Annotated in this window: 20 protein-coding genes; 7 read left to right on the forward strand and 13 right to left on the reverse strand. The window is 66.5% G+C overall.

Translation table 11 applies throughout. The features are described from left to right. Nucleotides 1–56 precede the first annotated feature (56 nt). The gene (locus tag BMY03_RS22400) at nt 57–1,907 is read left to right on the forward strand and encodes a TonB-dependent receptor domain-containing protein (RefSeq protein WP_094012306.1); all 1,851 of its coding nucleotides are present in this window, start codon (nt 57–59) and stop codon (nt 1,905–1,907) included. On the opposite strand, the gene BMY03_RS22405 is transcribed toward BMY03_RS22400, so the two are convergent. The 12 genes from BMY03_RS22405 to nrdR all read right to left on the reverse strand — a co-directional run bounded on the left by BMY03_RS22405 (nt 1,885) and on the right by nrdR (nt 10,595). Further along, nucleotides 1,885–2,697 carry a cobalamin-binding protein gene (locus BMY03_RS22405; RefSeq protein ID WP_094012307.1) on the reverse strand — a complete coding sequence of 271 codons (813 nt, stop codon included), beginning with the start codon at nt 2,695–2,697 and terminating at the stop codon, nt 1,885–1,887. The two genes, BMY03_RS22400 and BMY03_RS22405, sit on opposite strands and share 23 nt — an antisense overlap. Further along, a complete protein-coding gene (locus BMY03_RS22410) occupies nt 2,697–3,116 on the reverse strand; it encodes a hypothetical protein (protein WP_023631164.1) in 420 nt (139 codons plus the stop codon). The genes BMY03_RS22405 and BMY03_RS22410 overlap by 1 nt, the downstream gene beginning before the upstream one ends. Continuing rightward, nucleotides 3,113–3,730 (reverse strand): GTP cyclohydrolase II, encoded by a 618-nt coding sequence (ribA, locus tag BMY03_RS22415; RefSeq protein ID WP_023631163.1) that lies wholly within the window; start codon nt 3,728–3,730, stop codon nt 3,113–3,115. Before ribA ends, BMY03_RS22410 begins: the two co-directional genes overlap by 4 nt. A 149-nt stretch (nt 3,731–3,879) precedes the next feature. After that, nucleotides 3,880–4,596, reverse strand: coding sequence for a substrate-binding periplasmic protein (locus tag BMY03_RS22420; RefSeq protein ID WP_371041539.1), 717 nt, complete (start codon nt 4,594–4,596; stop codon nt 3,880–3,882). Nucleotides 4,597–4,642: 46 nt separating this feature from the next. Next, nucleotides 4,643–5,146 carry a phosphatidylglycerophosphatase A family protein gene (locus BMY03_RS22425; RefSeq protein WP_023632630.1) on the reverse strand — a complete coding sequence of 168 codons (504 nt, stop codon included), beginning with the start codon at nt 5,144–5,146 and terminating at the stop codon, nt 4,643–4,645. Then, nucleotides 5,143–6,099 (reverse strand): thiamine-phosphate kinase, encoded by a 957-nt coding sequence (gene thiL / locus BMY03_RS22430; RefSeq protein ID WP_094012309.1) that lies wholly within the window; start codon nt 6,097–6,099, stop codon nt 5,143–5,145. The genes BMY03_RS22425 and thiL overlap by 4 nt, the downstream gene beginning before the upstream one ends. 18 nt (nt 6,100–6,117) lie before the next feature. Continuing rightward, nucleotides 6,118–6,618, reverse strand: a complete 501-nt coding sequence (gene nusB / locus BMY03_RS22435) for a transcription antitermination factor NusB (RefSeq protein WP_023631200.1) — start codon at nt 6,616–6,618, stop codon at nt 6,118–6,120. After that, the gene (ribH, locus tag BMY03_RS22440; protein WP_023631199.1) at nt 6,615–7,091 is read right to left on the reverse strand and encodes a 6,7-dimethyl-8-ribityllumazine synthase; all 477 of its coding nucleotides are present in this window, start codon (nt 7,089–7,091) and stop codon (nt 6,615–6,617) included. The genes nusB and ribH overlap by 4 nt, the downstream gene beginning before the upstream one ends. Nucleotides 7,092–7,182: 91 nt before the next feature. After that, nucleotides 7,183–8,274 carry a bifunctional 3,4-dihydroxy-2-butanone-4-phosphate synthase/GTP cyclohydrolase II gene (ribBA, locus tag BMY03_RS22445; protein WP_038707258.1) on the reverse strand — a complete coding sequence of 364 codons (1,092 nt, stop codon included), beginning with the start codon at nt 8,272–8,274 and terminating at the stop codon, nt 7,183–7,185. Nucleotides 8,275–8,292: 18 nt separating this feature from the next. After that, nucleotides 8,293–8,958: a riboflavin synthase gene (locus tag BMY03_RS22450; RefSeq protein WP_023632720.1), complete on the reverse strand. Its 666-nt coding sequence runs from the start codon at nt 8,956–8,958 to the stop codon at nt 8,293–8,295. A 42-nt stretch (nt 8,959–9,000) separates the two neighbouring features. After that, nucleotides 9,001–10,128 carry a bifunctional diaminohydroxyphosphoribosylaminopyrimidine deaminase/5-amino-6-(5-phosphoribosylamino)uracil reductase RibD gene (gene ribD / locus BMY03_RS22455; RefSeq protein ID WP_094012310.1) on the reverse strand — a complete coding sequence of 376 codons (1,128 nt, stop codon included), beginning with the start codon at nt 10,126–10,128 and terminating at the stop codon, nt 9,001–9,003. Nucleotides 10,129–10,130: 2 nt separating this feature from the next. After that, the gene (gene nrdR, locus BMY03_RS22460) at nt 10,131–10,595 is read right to left on the reverse strand and encodes a transcriptional regulator NrdR (RefSeq protein WP_009685710.1); all 465 of its coding nucleotides are present in this window, start codon (nt 10,593–10,595) and stop codon (nt 10,131–10,133) included. A 105-nt stretch (nt 10,596–10,700) separates the two neighbouring features. Here nrdR and BMY03_RS22465 point away from each other — a divergent pair, with 105 nt between their 5' ends. Genes BMY03_RS22465 through trxA form a run of 3 tightly spaced genes read left to right on the forward strand, consistent with a single transcriptional unit; the run spans nt 10,701 to nt 12,717 of the window. Next, nucleotides 10,701–11,153: a YbaY family lipoprotein gene (locus tag BMY03_RS22465; RefSeq protein ID WP_094012311.1), complete on the forward strand. Its 453-nt coding sequence runs from the start codon at nt 10,701–10,703 to the stop codon at nt 11,151–11,153. Further along, nucleotides 11,154–11,813, forward strand: coding sequence for a class I SAM-dependent methyltransferase (locus BMY03_RS22470; protein WP_094012312.1), 660 nt, complete (start codon nt 11,154–11,156; stop codon nt 11,811–11,813). It abuts the gene before it with no gap. 31 nt (nt 11,814–11,844) lie between these two features. Continuing rightward, nucleotides 11,845–12,717: a thioredoxin gene (trxA, locus tag BMY03_RS22475; RefSeq protein WP_038707255.1), complete on the forward strand. Its 873-nt coding sequence runs from the start codon at nt 11,845–11,847 to the stop codon at nt 12,715–12,717. A gap of 26 nt (nt 12,718–12,743) precedes the next feature. Here trxA and BMY03_RS22480 read toward each other — a convergent pair whose 3' ends face one another. Beyond that, on the reverse strand, nt 12,744–13,088 hold the full coding sequence (locus tag BMY03_RS22480; RefSeq protein ID WP_023632921.1) for a hypothetical protein: 345 nt from the start codon (nt 13,086–13,088) through the stop codon (nt 12,744–12,746). Between the two features lie 134 nt (nt 13,089–13,222). Between BMY03_RS22480 and BMY03_RS22485 the strand changes: the two genes are divergently transcribed. Genes BMY03_RS22485 through BMY03_RS22495 form a run of 3 tightly spaced genes read left to right on the forward strand, consistent with a single transcriptional unit; the run spans nt 13,223 to nt 15,762 of the window. After that, nucleotides 13,223–13,786, forward strand: a complete 564-nt coding sequence (locus tag BMY03_RS22485; protein ID WP_023632922.1) for a DUF2796 domain-containing protein — start codon at nt 13,223–13,225, stop codon at nt 13,784–13,786. Next, nucleotides 13,787–14,497, forward strand: coding sequence for an ABC transporter ATP-binding protein (locus BMY03_RS22490; RefSeq protein ID WP_046857325.1), 711 nt, complete (start codon nt 13,787–13,789; stop codon nt 14,495–14,497). Beyond that, a complete protein-coding gene (locus tag BMY03_RS22495; protein WP_094012313.1) occupies nt 14,497–15,762 on the forward strand; it encodes an ABC transporter permease in 1,266 nt (421 codons plus the stop codon). The genes BMY03_RS22490 and BMY03_RS22495 overlap by 1 nt, the downstream gene beginning before the upstream one ends. Nucleotides 15,763–15,765: the final 3 nt, after the last annotated feature.

Here is a 15,765-nt window from a genome sequence, read left to right on the forward strand (position 1 = left end):
AGGGATCGCAGTCCCTTGTGGGAGCCGGCTTGCCGGCGATTGCGCTGGAACTAGCCATGAAACTCCCAAGCCTCACCACCCTGCTCTGCCTGCCCCTCCCGCTAATGGCCGCTGAACGCGACAACGCCCTGAAGCTTCCCGACGTGCTGATCAGCGCCAATCGCCAGGTCGAGTCGCGTACCGCCACCAGTGCGGCCAATACGGTGTTCACCCGTGCCGACATCGACCGCCTGCAACCCAGCAGCGTCACCGATCTGCTCGCCCGCGTGCCCGGCGTGCAGGTCGCGCCCACCGGCGGTCGCGGCAGTCTGCCGGGCATCTTCGTGCGCGGCACCAAGGCCGCCCAGACCCTGGTGCTGGTTGATGGCGTGCGCATCGCCAACGCCACATCCGGCGACAGCGGCCTGCAGTTTCTCGGCATCGACCAGATCGAACGGGTGGAAGTGCTGCGCGGTTCGCGCTCGGCGATTTACGGCAGCGACGCCATCGGCGGGGTGATCCAGATCTTCACCCGGCGTGGCGAGGGCCAGGGCCTGCAACCGCGCCTGCGCCTGGCGGCCGGCAGCAACCAGACCTGGCAGCGCAGCCTGGGCCTGTCCGGTGGCGATGGCGCGACCCGCTTCAACCTCGGCGCCAGCCTGGACGAGACGGCCGGCATCGATTCGACCGGGCCGTCGTATGCCAGCGATGGCGACCATGACGCCTATCGCAACCGCTCGCTGAACCTGAGCTTGAGCCACAGCTTCAACGAGCGCTTCGAAGCGGGCCTGAACCTGCTCGACAGCCGTGGGCGTCGTGAGTTCGACGAACCTCGTGGTAGCAGCCCGCAAGTGCCCTACTCGAACTTCGCCGTCAGCAGCCTGGGCAGTTACTTCGATGCCCAACTTACCGATCTGTGGCATTCCCGACTGGAGATGGCCCACAGCGAGAACCGCGACGACAGCCGCGACAAGCTCACGCACCAAAGCTCGCCATTCAACACCTACCGCGACCAAGTCACCTGGCAGAACGATCTGACCATCGATGACGACAACAGCGTGCTACTGGGTGGCGAGTGGTACGAGGACCGGGTGCATTCGAGTACCGATTTCAATGAGGACAGCCGCTGGAACCGCGCAGTGTTCGCCCAGCATCGCTTCCACAACGAGCACTTCTCGACCGAACTGGGCGTACGCCACGACGAGAACCAGCAGTTCGGCGGCCAGACCACCTGGAGCGGCAGCCTGACCCTGCCATTGAACGCCCGTAATGACTTGCTGTTTTCCTACAGCGAGGGGTTCCGCGCCCCCACGTTCAACGACCTGTACTACCCCGGCTTCAGCAACCCCGATCTCAAGCCGGAACACTCGAAATCCTATGAGGTGCAATGGCGCAGTCAACTGACCGACAGCAGCCGCCTGGAGACCTCGCTCTATCGCACCGACTTGCGAGACGCCATCAGCTACGACGCAGATGCCAATACCATGGGCAACGTTGCCCAGGCCCGTATCAACGGCTTCGAGATGGCGCTGGACCAGCAATGGGGGGCCTGGACATCGACGTTGGGCCTGGCATTGATCGACCCGCGTGACCGGAAGAGTGGCCACACGTTGTCCCGGCGCGCGCGGCGTACGCTGAGCCTGGATATCGACCGTCAATACGACCGCTTCAATGTTGGCGCCAGCTGGCAGGCCGTGAGCAGCAGCTACAACGACGAAACCAACAACGCCCCCATCGGCGGCTACGGGCTGCTGGGCGTTCGCGGTGGCTGGGCTGCCACTCGCGAGCTGAGGCTCGACTTGAAGCTCGACAACCTGCTGGACAAGCGTTACAGCCGCAACCTCTACAACTACCAGGGCAATGACTACGGCTACCGCGAAGAAGGACGCACCTGGCTGTTGAGCCTTACCTGGACACCGGCGCTTTAGCATCGAGCAACGCGCACAGCCGAGCAGTCGCCTCGATCATCTGCCCGCTGGGCCGCTCCAGGCCTTTGTCCGGCACCACCAGTAAGCGCTCGCCCTTCACCGCGCTCAGCCGCGGCCAGTTGCGCCAACTCGCCAGTTGCGCCTCATCGCCCGCCAGGATCACCTCGGGGTCGCGCAGCAGCACCGACTCCACGCTGACCTGCGGGGCGGGCTGGGCCAGGTCGTCGAACACATTGCGTGCCCCACACACACGCAAGGCGTCGCTGACCACCTGGCGGCCACCCAAGGTGTACAGCGGCTTGTCCCAGACCTGGTAAAACACCCGTAGCGGCGCCTCCCGCCGGTAGCGGTCACGCAGCCCCTGCAACCGCTCACGCAGGCTGGCGGCATAGGCGCGGCCTTGCTGGTCACGGCCAATACGTTGGGCGATGGCTTCGATCTGGTCGATCAACTGGTCGAGGTTGCCGGGCTCGCCGCTGAACGTGGCGATGCCCAGGCGCCTGAGCTGGTCGCGCTGGGCCGGAGGCACGCTGCCGGGCCACAGCAGCAAGAGGTCGGGCTCGAGGCTTAACAGACGCTCCATGTCGAGCTGGCCATGACGGCCGACGGAAGGCAACCGGGCCAGCGCCGGCGGACGCTCGCCGCCATCGAGCACACCGACCAGCAACTCGCCGGCGTCCAGTTCCAGAACGATCTCGGTCATCGATGGCGCCAGGCTGACTACCCGCGGCGCAGCCTCGGCCAAAGCACCGAGGCACAACAGCGAAAAACCGGCGAGCAGCGCCCGCATCAACCGAGCTGGCGCGGGATGCGATAGAGGTACAGCAGCACCACGGTGGACAGGGCGAGGAGAATCTGCGGCACTGCCTCCAGCCCGACCAGCACCGACAGCGCGGCAACCCAGGCCGGGAAGCAGGCGAACAGCATGGCCAGGCGGCGCACCCGCGCCAGCTCGATCCAGGCGGCCGGCTCTTCGGCGCTGCCCAGCGCCTTGTCGGTGGCGATCAACGCCCGCTTGTACGCGCTGAAGCGCGGCAGGCTGAGGAACATGCTGGCGGCACCGGCGATGAACAGCGGCATGGCCAACACCGGGATCAGCGCCTCGCCGCCACCGAAGGCCCAGGCCATCACCGGCAGCGGCAGCAATCCCACGGCCAGGTACTGCCACCAGGCCAGCGCCAGCCGCCGCTTCACCTCTGTGCGCGTCACGCCTGGGGCACCTCGCCCTGGTGCTTGTTGCCCATCATGTGGCCGAGCTTGTCGGCCTTGGTGGCCAGGTACAGGCGGTTGTGCGGGTTGTGGCCAGTGTGCAGCGGCACGCGCTCGGCGACCTTGATGCTCATGTCGGTCAGGGCCTTTACCTTGCGCGGGTTGTTGGTCATCAGACGCAGCGACTTCACGCCCAGGTGCTCGAGCATCGGCAGGCACATGGCGTAGTCACGCTGATCAGCGGCGAAGCCCAGGCGCTCGTTGGCCTCGACGGTATCGGCACCGCCGTCCTGCAGCTCGTAGGCGCGGATCTTGTTCAGCAGGCCGATGCCACGGCCTTCCTGGCGCAGGTACAGCAGTACGCCACGGCCTTCACGGGCGATGGCCTGCAATGCAGCCTCCAGCTGCGAGCCGCAGTCGCAACGCTGGCTGAACAGCGCATCGCCGGTCAGGCATTCGGAGTGCAGACGCCCCAGCACCGGCTCGCCGTCGGCGATATCACCCAGGCTGAGCACCACGTGCTCGCGGCCAGTGGCTTCGTCGAGGAAGCCATGCATGGTGAAGGTCGCAAAGGGAGTCGGGAGTTTCGAGGCGGCAACAAAGACGACGGGCACGTTGTGCTCCTGGGCAGTAGGTTTTTTCAGATCGGCCGATTGTATCAGCAGCCCGGCGCAGGTGCGCAGGAGGAATATCGTGGCTTAAGATCGAAAAGTTAGATGCATATGGCCCCACACCGGCCCCTGCGGGAGCAGACTGCGGGTACTTACTGATGAGGCAGGTGATCAACCGTAAACGGGTAAGGCTGCTTCCAGCGCTCGAAGATCGGCTTCAGCTCGCCGCTGCGCACCAGTTGCTCCATGCGCCGGTCGAACAGGTCGCGCAGGACCTTGCCCTGTTCACTGTGGGTGAAGGCCAGGTACAACGGCAGCTCGGCGACGTGGGTGCGGCGAAAGCGCGTGGCATCGGGCGCCTGGCCAAGCACATAGTCGACCTCGGCGAGCGCATCGATGTAGAAGTCGACCCGGTCATGCTCGAGCATCGGCAGGATGCCCTCGCGACGCTGGATCTCGCGGAAGTTGTGGACCTCGGGCAGATAGCTGGCATAGTCGTACCCGCGCACCCAGGCCAGCCGGTACTGGCCGATGGTCTCGAGCGTTGGCACCGGCTTGTCGACCAGGCCCAGGGCATAGATATGGTCCTGGTCGAAGTACCACTGCGGATACAGGTTGTCGGCGTTCTCTTCCTTGTAGGAGCCGACCCAGGCATCCGCCTCGCCGCGCTTCACCAGCCCGACGGCGCGGCTGTAGGGCGCGCTCTTGACCACGACCTTGACCCCGGCCGGCTCGAACACCTTGCGCAACACGTCCCAGGCCAGCCCGGTGCCATCGGCATTGGTGTAGTCGACCCACGCCTCGCTGACCAGACGCACCTGCGCCGGCGCCTCCTGGGCCATCGCACCCGGCCCCGTGACCAACAGCATCGATGCCAGCACCACAGCCTTCAGGCCCATCGCAACGCTCCCTGTATCAGGCCACCGCCCACACCAGAACCTGCATGCCCAGCCAGGCGAACACGCCGGCCAGGATATCGTCGAGCATTATCCCGAACCCCCCATGCACATGGCGGTCGACCCAGCGGATCGGCCACGGCTTGAGGATGTCGAAGAAGCGGAACATCAGGAACCCCGCCAGCAGCCACTGCCAACCTTCCGGCACCAGCCACAGGGTGATCCACATGCCGACGATCTCGTCCCAGACAATGCCCTCATGGTCGTGCACGCGCAAGTCGTTGGCCACCTTGCCGCACAACCACACGCCGAACAGCATGCTGATGCCCAGCAACAGCCAATAGCCCCAGTCGGGCAGCATCTGCCACAGCGGGATGAACGGCAGCGCCACCAGCGAACCCCAGGTCCCCGGTGCCTTGGGCAGGGTGCCCGAGCCGAAGCCGAAGGCGATGAAGTGCCACGGGTTGCGCCAGACCGAAGGCGGAACGAACTCCGCAGGCACCTGGTTGGGGTGGTCGGTCACGGTGTCTCCCTGAAATGTTGATAGCCCCGTTGCACGGGGGTGATGTCCTGGCCTTGCGGGTCACGCAAGGTCACGCCCTGGCCTTCCAATACACGACCGATGACGTGCACCTCGCGGGCCAGGGTCGTCAGTGCACTTTCCGGCACGGTGAACGCCAGCACGTAGTCGTCACCACCAGTGAGCGCTGCATGCAAGGCCGCTTCTCGACCGAGGAAAGCCTGTAAAGGAGCAGACACGGGGACCTGCGCCAGGTTCACCTGCAGCGCCACGCCGGACGCCTTGGCGATATGCCCGCAGTCCGCCAGCAGGCCATCGGAAATATCCAGCGCCGCCGTGGCCAGGCCGCGCAAGCGCTCGCCCAGTTGCAGTTGCGGCACGGGCGACCAGTAATGCTCGAGCAATGGCCCGGCCACATCGGCTGCCGCCTCGCGTTCGCCCAGCACCAACGGCAAGGCCCCTGCCGCATTACCAAGGAAACCACCAACACACAGCAGGTCGCCCGGCTGCGCGCCGCTACGGCGCAGCGCCTGGCCGGTCGGCACCCGGCCGAACACGGTCACGGTAATGCTCAACGGGCCGCGTGTAGTATCGCCACCAATCAGGCTGATAGCGCAGCGCGCGGCCATGCGGCCGAGCCCGTCGGCAAAGCCGGCAAGCCATTGCGCGCCGACCTGGGGCAAGGTGAGGGCAAGGGTGAAGCCGATGGCCGTGGCGCCCATGGCCGCCAGGTCACTGACCGCCACGGCCAGCGCGCGCTGGCCGAGCAGCAACGGGTCGCAGACTGCGGGGAAATGCACACCGGCCACGAGCGTGTCGGTGGAGATCGCCAGCTGCTCGCCGGCAGGCAGGTCCAGCAGGGCACAGTCGTCGCCGATCCCCAGGGCCACACCCACGCCGCCCTGCGCACAGGGCGCGGCGGCGAAGTAGTGACGGATCAGCTCGAACTCACCCATGGCTGGTCAGCGCCGCGATCAGCGCTTGTTCGCCTTGACTTCCGCCTCACGCAGACGCGGAGCCAGCTTGTCGAGCACGCCGTTGACGAACTTGTGCCCGTCGGTGGCACCGAAGACTTTCGCCAGTTCCACACCTTCGTTGATGACCACGCGGTACGGTACGTCGACGCGCATCATGAACTCCCAGGTGGACAGGCGCAGCACGGCCAGTTCGACCGGGTCGAGCTCTTCCAGTGGCGTGTCCAGGCAAGGCTTGAGCGCCTCGTCGATCTCGGCCTTCTTCGCTGGGACCCCGTGCAGGATCTCGCGGAAGTAGGCGCCGTCGATATCGGTGAAATCGTTGTCGACCCGGAACTGCGCTTCGACCTCGTTCAGCGAATGCTTGGCCATGTGCCACTGGTAGAGCGCTTGCGTGGCGAGCTTGCGGGCTTCGCGACGCTTGGCGCTCTTCGAGGGCTTGCCGGCATCCGCGGGTTTTGGATCGCGCGGGTTGAAACGATCGCTTTCGTCGCTAATCACTTGGCCTCCAACTGCGCCAGCAGGCTGACCATTTCCAGAGCGGACAGGGCAGCTTCGGCACCTTTGTTGCCGGCCTTGGTGCCGGAACGCTCGATGGCCTGTTCGATGGAGTCGACGGTCAGTACGCCGAAGGCCACCGGAACACCGAACTCCATGGACACCTGGGCCAGGCCCTTGGTGCACTCGCCCGCCACGTATTCGAAGTGCGGGGTACCGCCACGGATCACCGCGCCCAGGGCGACGATCGCGTCATAAGCGCCCTGCTGGGCGACTTTCTGTGCCACCAGCGGGATTTCGAACGCGCCCGGGGCACGGATGATGGTGATGTCGCTTTCGCTGACGCCGTGGCGTACCAGGGCATCGACTGCACCGCTTACCAGGCTTTCGACGACGAAGCTGTTGAAGCGGCCAACCACCAAAGCATAGCGACCTTTGGGGGCGATGAAGGTACCTTCGATGGTCTTCAGGGTCATTCCGGAGTTCTCATCTTCAAGAGCGAGGCCGCGCTGTGGCGGCCTCGGGAGGGTTTTGACTCGAGCTTAGGGGCGATCAGGCCGCCTCAAGTCACTCGGAGGGCACGTATTCTACAACTTCCAGATCGAATCCGGATATCGCATTGAACTTCATCGGCGAACTCATCAGGCGCATCTTGCGCACACCGAGGTCGCGCAGGATCTGCGAACCGGCACCGACGGTGCTGTAGGTGGTGGGTGCCTTGGGCTGCGCATCGCCCGCGCTTTCGCGGATGTGCGCCAGCAGCACGTCGCCGTCCAGCGGGTGGCCCAGCAGCAGGACCACGCCGCTGCCGGCCTCGGCCACCGCGGCCATGGCCGCGCGCAGGCTCCAGCGCCCCGGCTGCTTGACCAGCAGGAGGTCGCGCAGCGGGTCCATGTTGTGCACCCGCACCAGCGTCGGCTCTTCGGCGCAGATCTTGCCCAGTGTCAGGGCCATGTGCACGTCGCCTTCCACCGCGTCACGGTAGGTGACCAGGTTGAATTCGCCCAGCTCGCTCTCGATCGGCTGCTCGGAAACGCGCTGCACGGTGCGCTCGTGGATCATGCGGTAGTGGATCAGGTCGGCGATGGTGCCGATCTTCAAGCCATGCTCGGCAGCGAACACTTCCAGCTCGGCGCGGCGCGACATGGTGCCGTCGTCGTTCATCACCTCGCAGATCACTCCGCTCGGCTCGAAACCGGCCATGCGCGCCAGGTCGCAGGCGGCCTCGGTATGGCCGGCGCGGGCCAGTGTGCCGCCGGGCTGGGCCATCAGCGGGAAGATATGCCCAGGGCTGACGATGTCTTCGGCCTTGGCGTCCTTGGCCGCGGCGGCCTGCACGGTGCGGGCGCGGTCGGCGGCGGAGATGCCGGTGGTGACGCCTTCGGCGGCTTCGATCGACACGGTGAACTTGGTGCCGAAGCCCGAACCGTTGCGCGGCGCCATCAGCGGCAGCTTCAGGGTTTCGCAGCGCTCGCGGGTCATCGGCATGCAGATCAGGCCGCGGGCGTGCTTGGCCATGAAATTGATGTGCTCGGGCAGGCAGCACTCGGCCGCCATGATGATGTCGCCTTCGTTCTCGCGGTCTTCGTCATCCATGAGGATGACCATTTTGCCCTGGCGGATGTCTTCGACCAGTTCTTCGATGCTGTTGAGCGCCACGCGGCACCCCCTTCTCAATCAGGATTTCAAGAAGCCGTTGGCGGCCAGGAAGCTTTCGGTGATGCCACTGCCTTTGCTCGGCTCGGCGGCCTTGTCGCCCAGCAGCAGACGCTCCAGGTAACGGGCCAGCAGGTCGACCTCAAGGTTCACCCGACGCCCTGCGCGGTAGTCGGCCATGATGGTTTCAGACAGGGTGTGCGGGACGATGGTCAGCTCGAACTCGGCGCCATCGACTTCGTTGACCGTCAGGCTGGTGCCGTCGACGGTGATCGAGCCCTTGTGGGCGATGTACTTGGCCAGCTCCTTGGGCGCACGCACGCGGAACTGGATGGCGCGGGCGTTATCAGCGCGCGAAACGATTTCGCCGACACCGTCGACGTGGCCGCTGACCAGGTGTCCGCCCAGGCGAGTGGTCGGGGTCAGGGCCTTTTCCAGGTTGACCCGGCTGCCGCTCTTGAGGTCGACCATGGCGGTACGCTTGAGGGTCTCGACGCTGACGTCGGCCCAGAAGCCGTCGCCAGGCAGCTCGACGGCGGTCAGGCACACGCCGTTGACCGCGATGCTGTCGCCAAGCTTGACGTCGGCCAGGTCGAGCTTGCCGGTTTCAACGTAGACGCGCACATCACCGCCCTTGGGGGTGAGGCTGCGGATGGTGCCGATGGATTCGATGATGCCGGTGAACATACTGTTCTCCTCAAGTACGGGCTGCGCGAAGCAAGCCAGGCATTATACGCCGGGGGCCGGCAGGGGGATGGCAGTGACTCGCCAGTCATCGCCGACCGCGCGCATGTCGGTGATCTTCAGCCGCGGTGCCTCGCTCATTTTCGACAGCGGCCAGTCCAGCAGCGGACGGGCGTCGGAACCGAGGAAGGTGCCGGCGACGAACAACTGGTACTCGTCGACCAGGCCCTGGCGGGCGAAGGCGCCGACCAGACCGGCGCCGGCTTCCAGGAGAATTTCGTTGACGCCCCGCCCGGCCAGCACCCGCAGCAGGGCCGGCAAGTCGACGCGGCCGTCGCTGCCGGGCAGGTCAAGCAACTCATGGCCGGCGGCGGCATAACGAGGGTCCTCGCCGGTGGCGGTCACCACCAGCGCCGGGCCGGCCTGGAAGAACGGCGCGTCCAGTGGCAGGCGCAGGCGCCCGTCGATCAGCACGCGCAGCGGCGGGCGCGACACGGCCAGGGCGGTGAGCGCCTCATCCAGGCCAAGTTCCTCGCCACGCACGGTCATGCGGGCGTTGTCGAACAGCACGCTCTCGGCGCTGGTCAGCACCACGCTGGACCGGGCGCGCAAGCGCTGGACCGCGGCACGAGCGGCGGGGCCGGTGATCCACTGGCTCTCGCCGCTGGCCATGGCGGTGCGACCGTCCAGGCTCATCGCCAGCTTGGCGCGCACGAATGGCAGGCCGTGCTCCATACGCTTGAAGAAGCCTGTGTTGAGGGCGCGAGCCTCGGCTTCGAGCACCCCGCTGGCGACCTCGATGCCGGCCTCGCGCAGACGGCGCAGGCCATTGCCGGCCACTTGCGGGTTGGGGTCCTGCATGGCCGCGACCACCCGCGCCACCCCGGCGTTGACCAGGGCTTCGGCGCACGGCGGCGTGCGGCCATGGTGGCTGCAGGGTTCGAGGGTGACGTAGGCACAGGCGCCTCGGGCGCGCTCGCCGGCCTGGCGCAGGGCATGGACCTCGGCGTGCGGCTCGCCGGCACGCACATGCCAGCCCTCGCCGACCACCTCGCCATCGCGCACGATCACGCAGCCCACGCGGGGGTTTGGGTGGGTGCTGTACAGGCCCTTGCGGGCCAGTTCCACGGCCCGGGCCATGTAGTGGGCGTCGAGAATGGCTTGGCTGGACATGCTTACTCTTTGGCTGGCTCGCGGGCCAGGCGGTCGATTTCTTCGCGGAATTCGTCGAGGTCCTGGAAACGTCGGTAGACCGAGGCGAATCGGATGTAGGCCACTTCGTCGAGCTTGCGCAGCTCGGCCATCACCATCTCGCCGACCACCAGCGATTTCACTTCGCGCTCGCCGGTGGCACGCAGGCGGCTCTTGATGTGCGCCAACGCCGCTTCCAGGCGCTCGACGCTGACCGGGCGCTTTTCCAGCGCGCGCTGCATGCCGGCGCGCAGCTTGTCTTCATCGAAGGGCTGGCGCGTGCCGTCCTGCTTGATCAGCCGCGGCAGCACCAGCTCGGCGGTTTCGAAGGTGGTGAAACGTTCGCCGCAGGCGACGCACTCGCGACGGCGACGCACCTGTTCGCCCTCGGCGACCAGGCGCGAGTCGATGACCTTGGTGTCGTTGGCCCCGCAAAACGGACAGTGCATGGTGACAGGCAACAAAAAAAGGGAGGGCCATGGTAGCGCATTGCACTGGCAAGACAAGCCAAAGGGGTTACCATCCATGCAAATCTGCCCGTGAAGGACGACCCCATGTACCCTCGAGCGCTCGTCGTGCTGTGTTGCGCCGCCCTGCTCGCCGCCTGCGGCAGCGACCGCCCAAATCCGGAGCAAGCCCCGGCCCCGGTGCCGGCCAAGGTGGCAAAGAAGACCGAACCCCTGGGCCCGCTGCCGGCCTACCAGCGCGAGCTGAGCGGTACCCTGATGGAAATCCCGGCAGGTGCCGATGTGGAGCTGGCCCTGCTGGTAATCGACGAGCGTGGCCGCCCGCAGCAACTGCTGGCCAGCAGCACCCTGAGCGGCACCGGCCAGGCCTTGCCCTACCGACTGCGCTTCAACCCCGAAGCCTTCCCGGCCGGCGCGCGGGTCGAACTGCGCGGCCGCGCCAGCCGCTCCGGCCAGTTGATCCTGCACCTGCCTCCGGTACCCATCGCCCAGGCCCAGACCCAGGCCACCGGCCCGCTGCGTTTCGAAAAGGCACCATAGATGGCCCCGCTGGCCCTGCAACAGGCCTTGAGCGGCCTGATCGGCGAAGCACGCCTGATCGTCAGTGAACTGCCCGAGTGCGACCTGAAACTCTGGTTGATCGACGACCAGAACATGGATCGCGCATTCAGCAGCGAGGAAACCCGGCGCATTCTCGAAGAGCCTCCCTACTGGAGCTTCTGCTGGGCCAGCGGCCTGGCCATGGCGCGCTACCTGGCCGAGCAACCGCACTGGGTGCGTGGCAAGCGCGTGCTGGACTTCGGCGCCGGCTCCGGCATCGCCGGGATCGCCGCCGCCCGGGCCGGCGCGCTGGAGGTGGTGGCCTGCGACCTCGACCCGCTGGCCCTGGACGCCTGCCGCGCCAACGCCGCACTGAACAACGTGACACTGGGCTACAGCAGCGACTTCTTCGCCGAGGCCGACCGCTTCGACCTGATCCTGGTCGCCGATGTGCTCTACGACCGCGCCAACCTGCCGTTGCTGGACGCATTCCTCGGCCGTGGCCGCCAGGCGCTGGTGGCCGACTCGCGGGTGCGCGATTTCAGCCACCCGCTGTACCGTCCGCTCGGCGTGCTGGAGGCGCTGACCCTGCCGGATCTGGCCGAGCCGCACGAATTCCGCCGGGTCAGCCTGTACCACGCCAGCCGCGAGCCCTTATAGTGGGGGCATTCACGGATTTGCGAGAGTCACGATGAGCCAGGAAACACCATTTATCTTCGATGCCACCGATGCCACCTTCCAGCAGTTGGTCATCGAGAACTCCTTCCACAAGCCGGTACTGGTCGACTTCTGGGCCGAATGGTGCGCGCCGTGCAAGGCGCTGATGCCGCTGTTGGCGAAGATCGCCGAGGGCTACCAGGGCGAGCTGCTGCTGGCCAAGATCAACTGCGACGTCGAGCAGCAGGTCGTCGCCCAGTTCGGCATCCGCAGCCTGCCGACCGTGGTGTTGTTCAAGGATGGCCAACCGGTCGACGGCTTTGCCGGCGCGCAGCCCGAGTCGGCCATCCGCGCCATGCTCGAACCCCATGTGCAGATGCCCGCGCCGCCCGCCGCCGCGCCGCTGGAGCAGGCCAAGGCGCTGTTCGCCGAAAGTCGCTTCAGCGAGGCCGAGGCCCTGCTGCAGGTGCTGCTGGGTGAAGACAACAGCAATGCCGAGGCGCTGATCCTCTACGCCCGCTGCCTGGCCGAGCGTGGCGAGCTGGGCGAGGCCCAGGTGGTGCTCGACGCGGTCAAGACCGACGAGCACAAGGCCGCACTGGCCGGCGCCAAGGCCCAGCTGACCTTCCTGCGCCAGGCCGCCAGCCTGCCGGAAGCCGCGGAGCTGAAGAGCCGCCTGGCGCAGAATCCGCAGGATGACGAAGCAACCTACCAGCTGTGCATCCAACAGTTGGCACGCCAGCAGTACGAGGCCGCAATGGATGGATTGCTGAAGCTGTTTCAGCGCAACCGCGCCTACGAGAACGGCCTGCCGCAGAAGGCGCTGCTACAGGTGTTCGAGCTGCTGGGCAACGAGCATCCGCTGGTCAGTGTGTACCGCCGCAAGCTGTCCTCAGCGTTGTTCTGAGGCTGCTGGGGCTGCTATGCAGCCCCTCATCCCACCCAGCGATACACCGGCGCATCCACGCCACTTTCCACCTTCACCTCACTGCTATGGCGCAACCGCACCAGCAGCCGCTTGCCTGCCGCCACGCTTCCGGCCAAACCTTCCAGACGCTCCAGCAGTTCCGGACCACCCATCTGCCCCGCCTGACGCAGCACTTCACGCGCCGCCACCCACTGTCCGTCATCCTGTCGGGGTACGGGGCTGGCGCTGACCGGCGCAGCTTCCACCGGGGCCTGGACATCCATCCTACGCCCCAGCTGCGCCCACTCATGCGGCTCCAGCTCGACAGTCAGGTCCACCGGCCACGCGCCGATCTGCCCACGAATTCTCACGATTATTTCCTTGTTTCCAGGCTCGATTACGCCATGCTCCCACGAACATGAAACCTGTGCCAGGCAGGCTGGCGGGGCAAATGCAAATTGTTATAACATCACAAATTCATCCTAAGCCGCCTGTGGAGCCGTCCATGCGTCGTCTGTTGCTCGCCCTGCCCTTTGCCCTGCTTCCCCTGGCCGTGGCCCATGCCCACGACGATCACGACCATGATCACGATCACGCCCATGGCACCCTCGGCGCCCATGAGCACGGCGTGGCCAAGCTCAACGCGGTACTCGACGGCAACGTCCTCGAGCTGGCGCTGGACAGCCCGGCAATGAACCTGGTGGGCTTCGAACACGCCGCCAGCAGCGACGCCGACAAAGCCAAGGTCGCCGCCGCCCGCCAGCAGCTAGAACAACCCCTGAAGTTGTTCGCCATCGCCCAGGCCGCCGGTTGCAAGGAGGAGGCCCAGGACCTGGAAAGCCCGCTGTTCGGTAATGCCCCCGAGGCTGGCGGCGACGCGCACCAGCACGCCGACATCAATGCCCGTTACCAACTGACCTGCGCCACCCCGGGCAAACTCACCCAGATCGACCTCGGCCGCCTGTTCAAAACCTTCCCGCAAACCCAGAAGATCAACGTGCAACTGATCGGCCCGAATGGCCAGAAAGGCGTGGAAGCCACCCCCGCCAAGGCCGTGGTCGAGTTCTGAATGAGCCAGCCGCTGATCGAACTGCATGACCTGGTGTTCGCCTGGCCTGGCCAGGCGCCGCTGCTGGAGATCCCGGCGTTTCGCCTGGAGCCCGGCGAGGCGTTGTTCCTCAAGGGCCCCAGCGGCAGTGGCAAGACCACCCTGCTCGGCCTGCTGGGCGGGGTCAACCGCCCAGGCCAGGGCAGCATCCGCCTGCTCGGCCAGGACTTGGCGACCTTGGGCCAGGGCGCGCGCGACCGCTTCCGGGTCGATCACACCGGCTACATCTTCCAGCAGTTCAACCTGCTGCCGTTCCTCTCGGTGCGCGAAAACGTCGAGCTGCCCTGCCGCTTCTCGAAAAGCCGTGCCGCTCGCGCCGCCCAGCGCCACGGCAGCATCGACCAGGCCGCTGCCCAGTTGCTCGCCCACCTGGGTCTGGACGACCCGGCCCTGCTCGCCCGCCGCGCCGACAGCCTGTCGATCGGGCAGCAGCAGCGAGTCGCCGCGGCCAGGGCGCTGATCGGCCAGCCCGAGCTGGTGATCGCCGACGAGCCGACCTCGGCCCTCGACGCCGACACCCGCGAGGCGTTCATCCGCCTGTTGTTCGACGAATGCCGCGACGCCGGCGCCAGCCTGCTGTTCGTCAGTCATGACCAGAGCCTGGCGCCGCTGTTCGACCGCCATCTGTCCCTGGCCGAGCTCAATCGCGCCGCCAAGCCCCGGGAGGCCTGATGTACCTGCTTCGCCTTGCCCTGGCCAGCCTGGCCAACCGCCGTTTCACCGCCCTGCTCACCGCGTTCGCCATCGCCCTGTCGGTGTGCTTGCTGCTGGCCGTCGAGCGGGTACGCACCGAAGCCCGCGCCAGTTTCGCCAGCACCATCAGCGGCACCGACCTGATCGTCGGCGCCCGTTCGGGGTCGGTGAATCTGCTGCTGTACTCGGTGTTCCGCATCGGCAATGCCACCAACAATATCCGCTGGGACAGCTACGAGCATTACGCCAAGGATCCACGGGTGAAGTGGGCGATCCCGATTTCCCTGGGCGATTCGCACCGCGGCTACCGGGTGATGGGCACCAGCGCCGACTACTTCAGCCATTACCAGTTCGGTCGCCGCCAGCACCTGGCACTCGACCAGGGCCGGGCGTTCGCCGACGATCCGTTCGAAGTGGTGCTGGGTGCCGAAGTCGCCGAGGCGCTGCACTACAAACTGGGTGACAAGCTGGTGCTGGCGCACGGCGTGGCCGCCATCAGCCTGGTCAAGCATGACGACAAGCCATTCACCGTGGTCGGCGTGCTCGAGCGCACCGGCACCCCGGTGGACCGCACCCTGCACATCAGCCTGGCAGGGATGGAGGCGATTCACATCGACTGGCACAACGGCGTCCCGGCCCGTGGCGCCGGACGCATCAGTGCCGAGCAGGCCCGCGCCATGGACCTGCAACCCACCGCCATCACCGCCTTCATGCTCGGGCTCAACAGCAAGATCGCCACTTTCAGCCTGCAGCGCGAGATCAACGAGTACCGTGCCGAGCCCCTGCTTGCGATCCTGCCCGGTGTGGCCCTGCAGGAGCTGTGGAGCCTGATGGGCACGGCCGAGCAGGCACTGTTCGTGGTGTCGTTGTTCGTCGTGCTCACCGGCCTGATCGGCATGCTCACCGCGATTCTCACCAGCCTCAACGAACGCCGCCGGGAAATGGCCATCCTGCGCTCGGTGGGGGCCCGTCCCTGGCACATCGCCGGGCTGCTGGTGCTCGAGGCACTGGCCCTGGCATTGTCGGGCATCGCCGCCGGGCTTGGCTTGCTGTATGCCTGCATAGCCCTGGCACAGGGCTATGTGCAGGCCAATTACGGGCTGTACCTGCCATTGGCCTGGCCAAGCGCCCATGAGTGGACGCTGCTGGCTATCATCCTTGGCGCGGCGCTGCTGATGGGCAGCGTGCCGGCCTGGCGCGCCTACCGACAGTCGCTGGCCGATGGCCTGTCGATTCATCTTTGAGAA

The sequence above is a fragment of the Pseudomonas soli genome, assembly GCF_900110655.1.
Lineage (GTDB): Bacteria > Pseudomonadota > Gammaproteobacteria > Pseudomonadales > Pseudomonadaceae > Aquipseudomonas > Aquipseudomonas soli.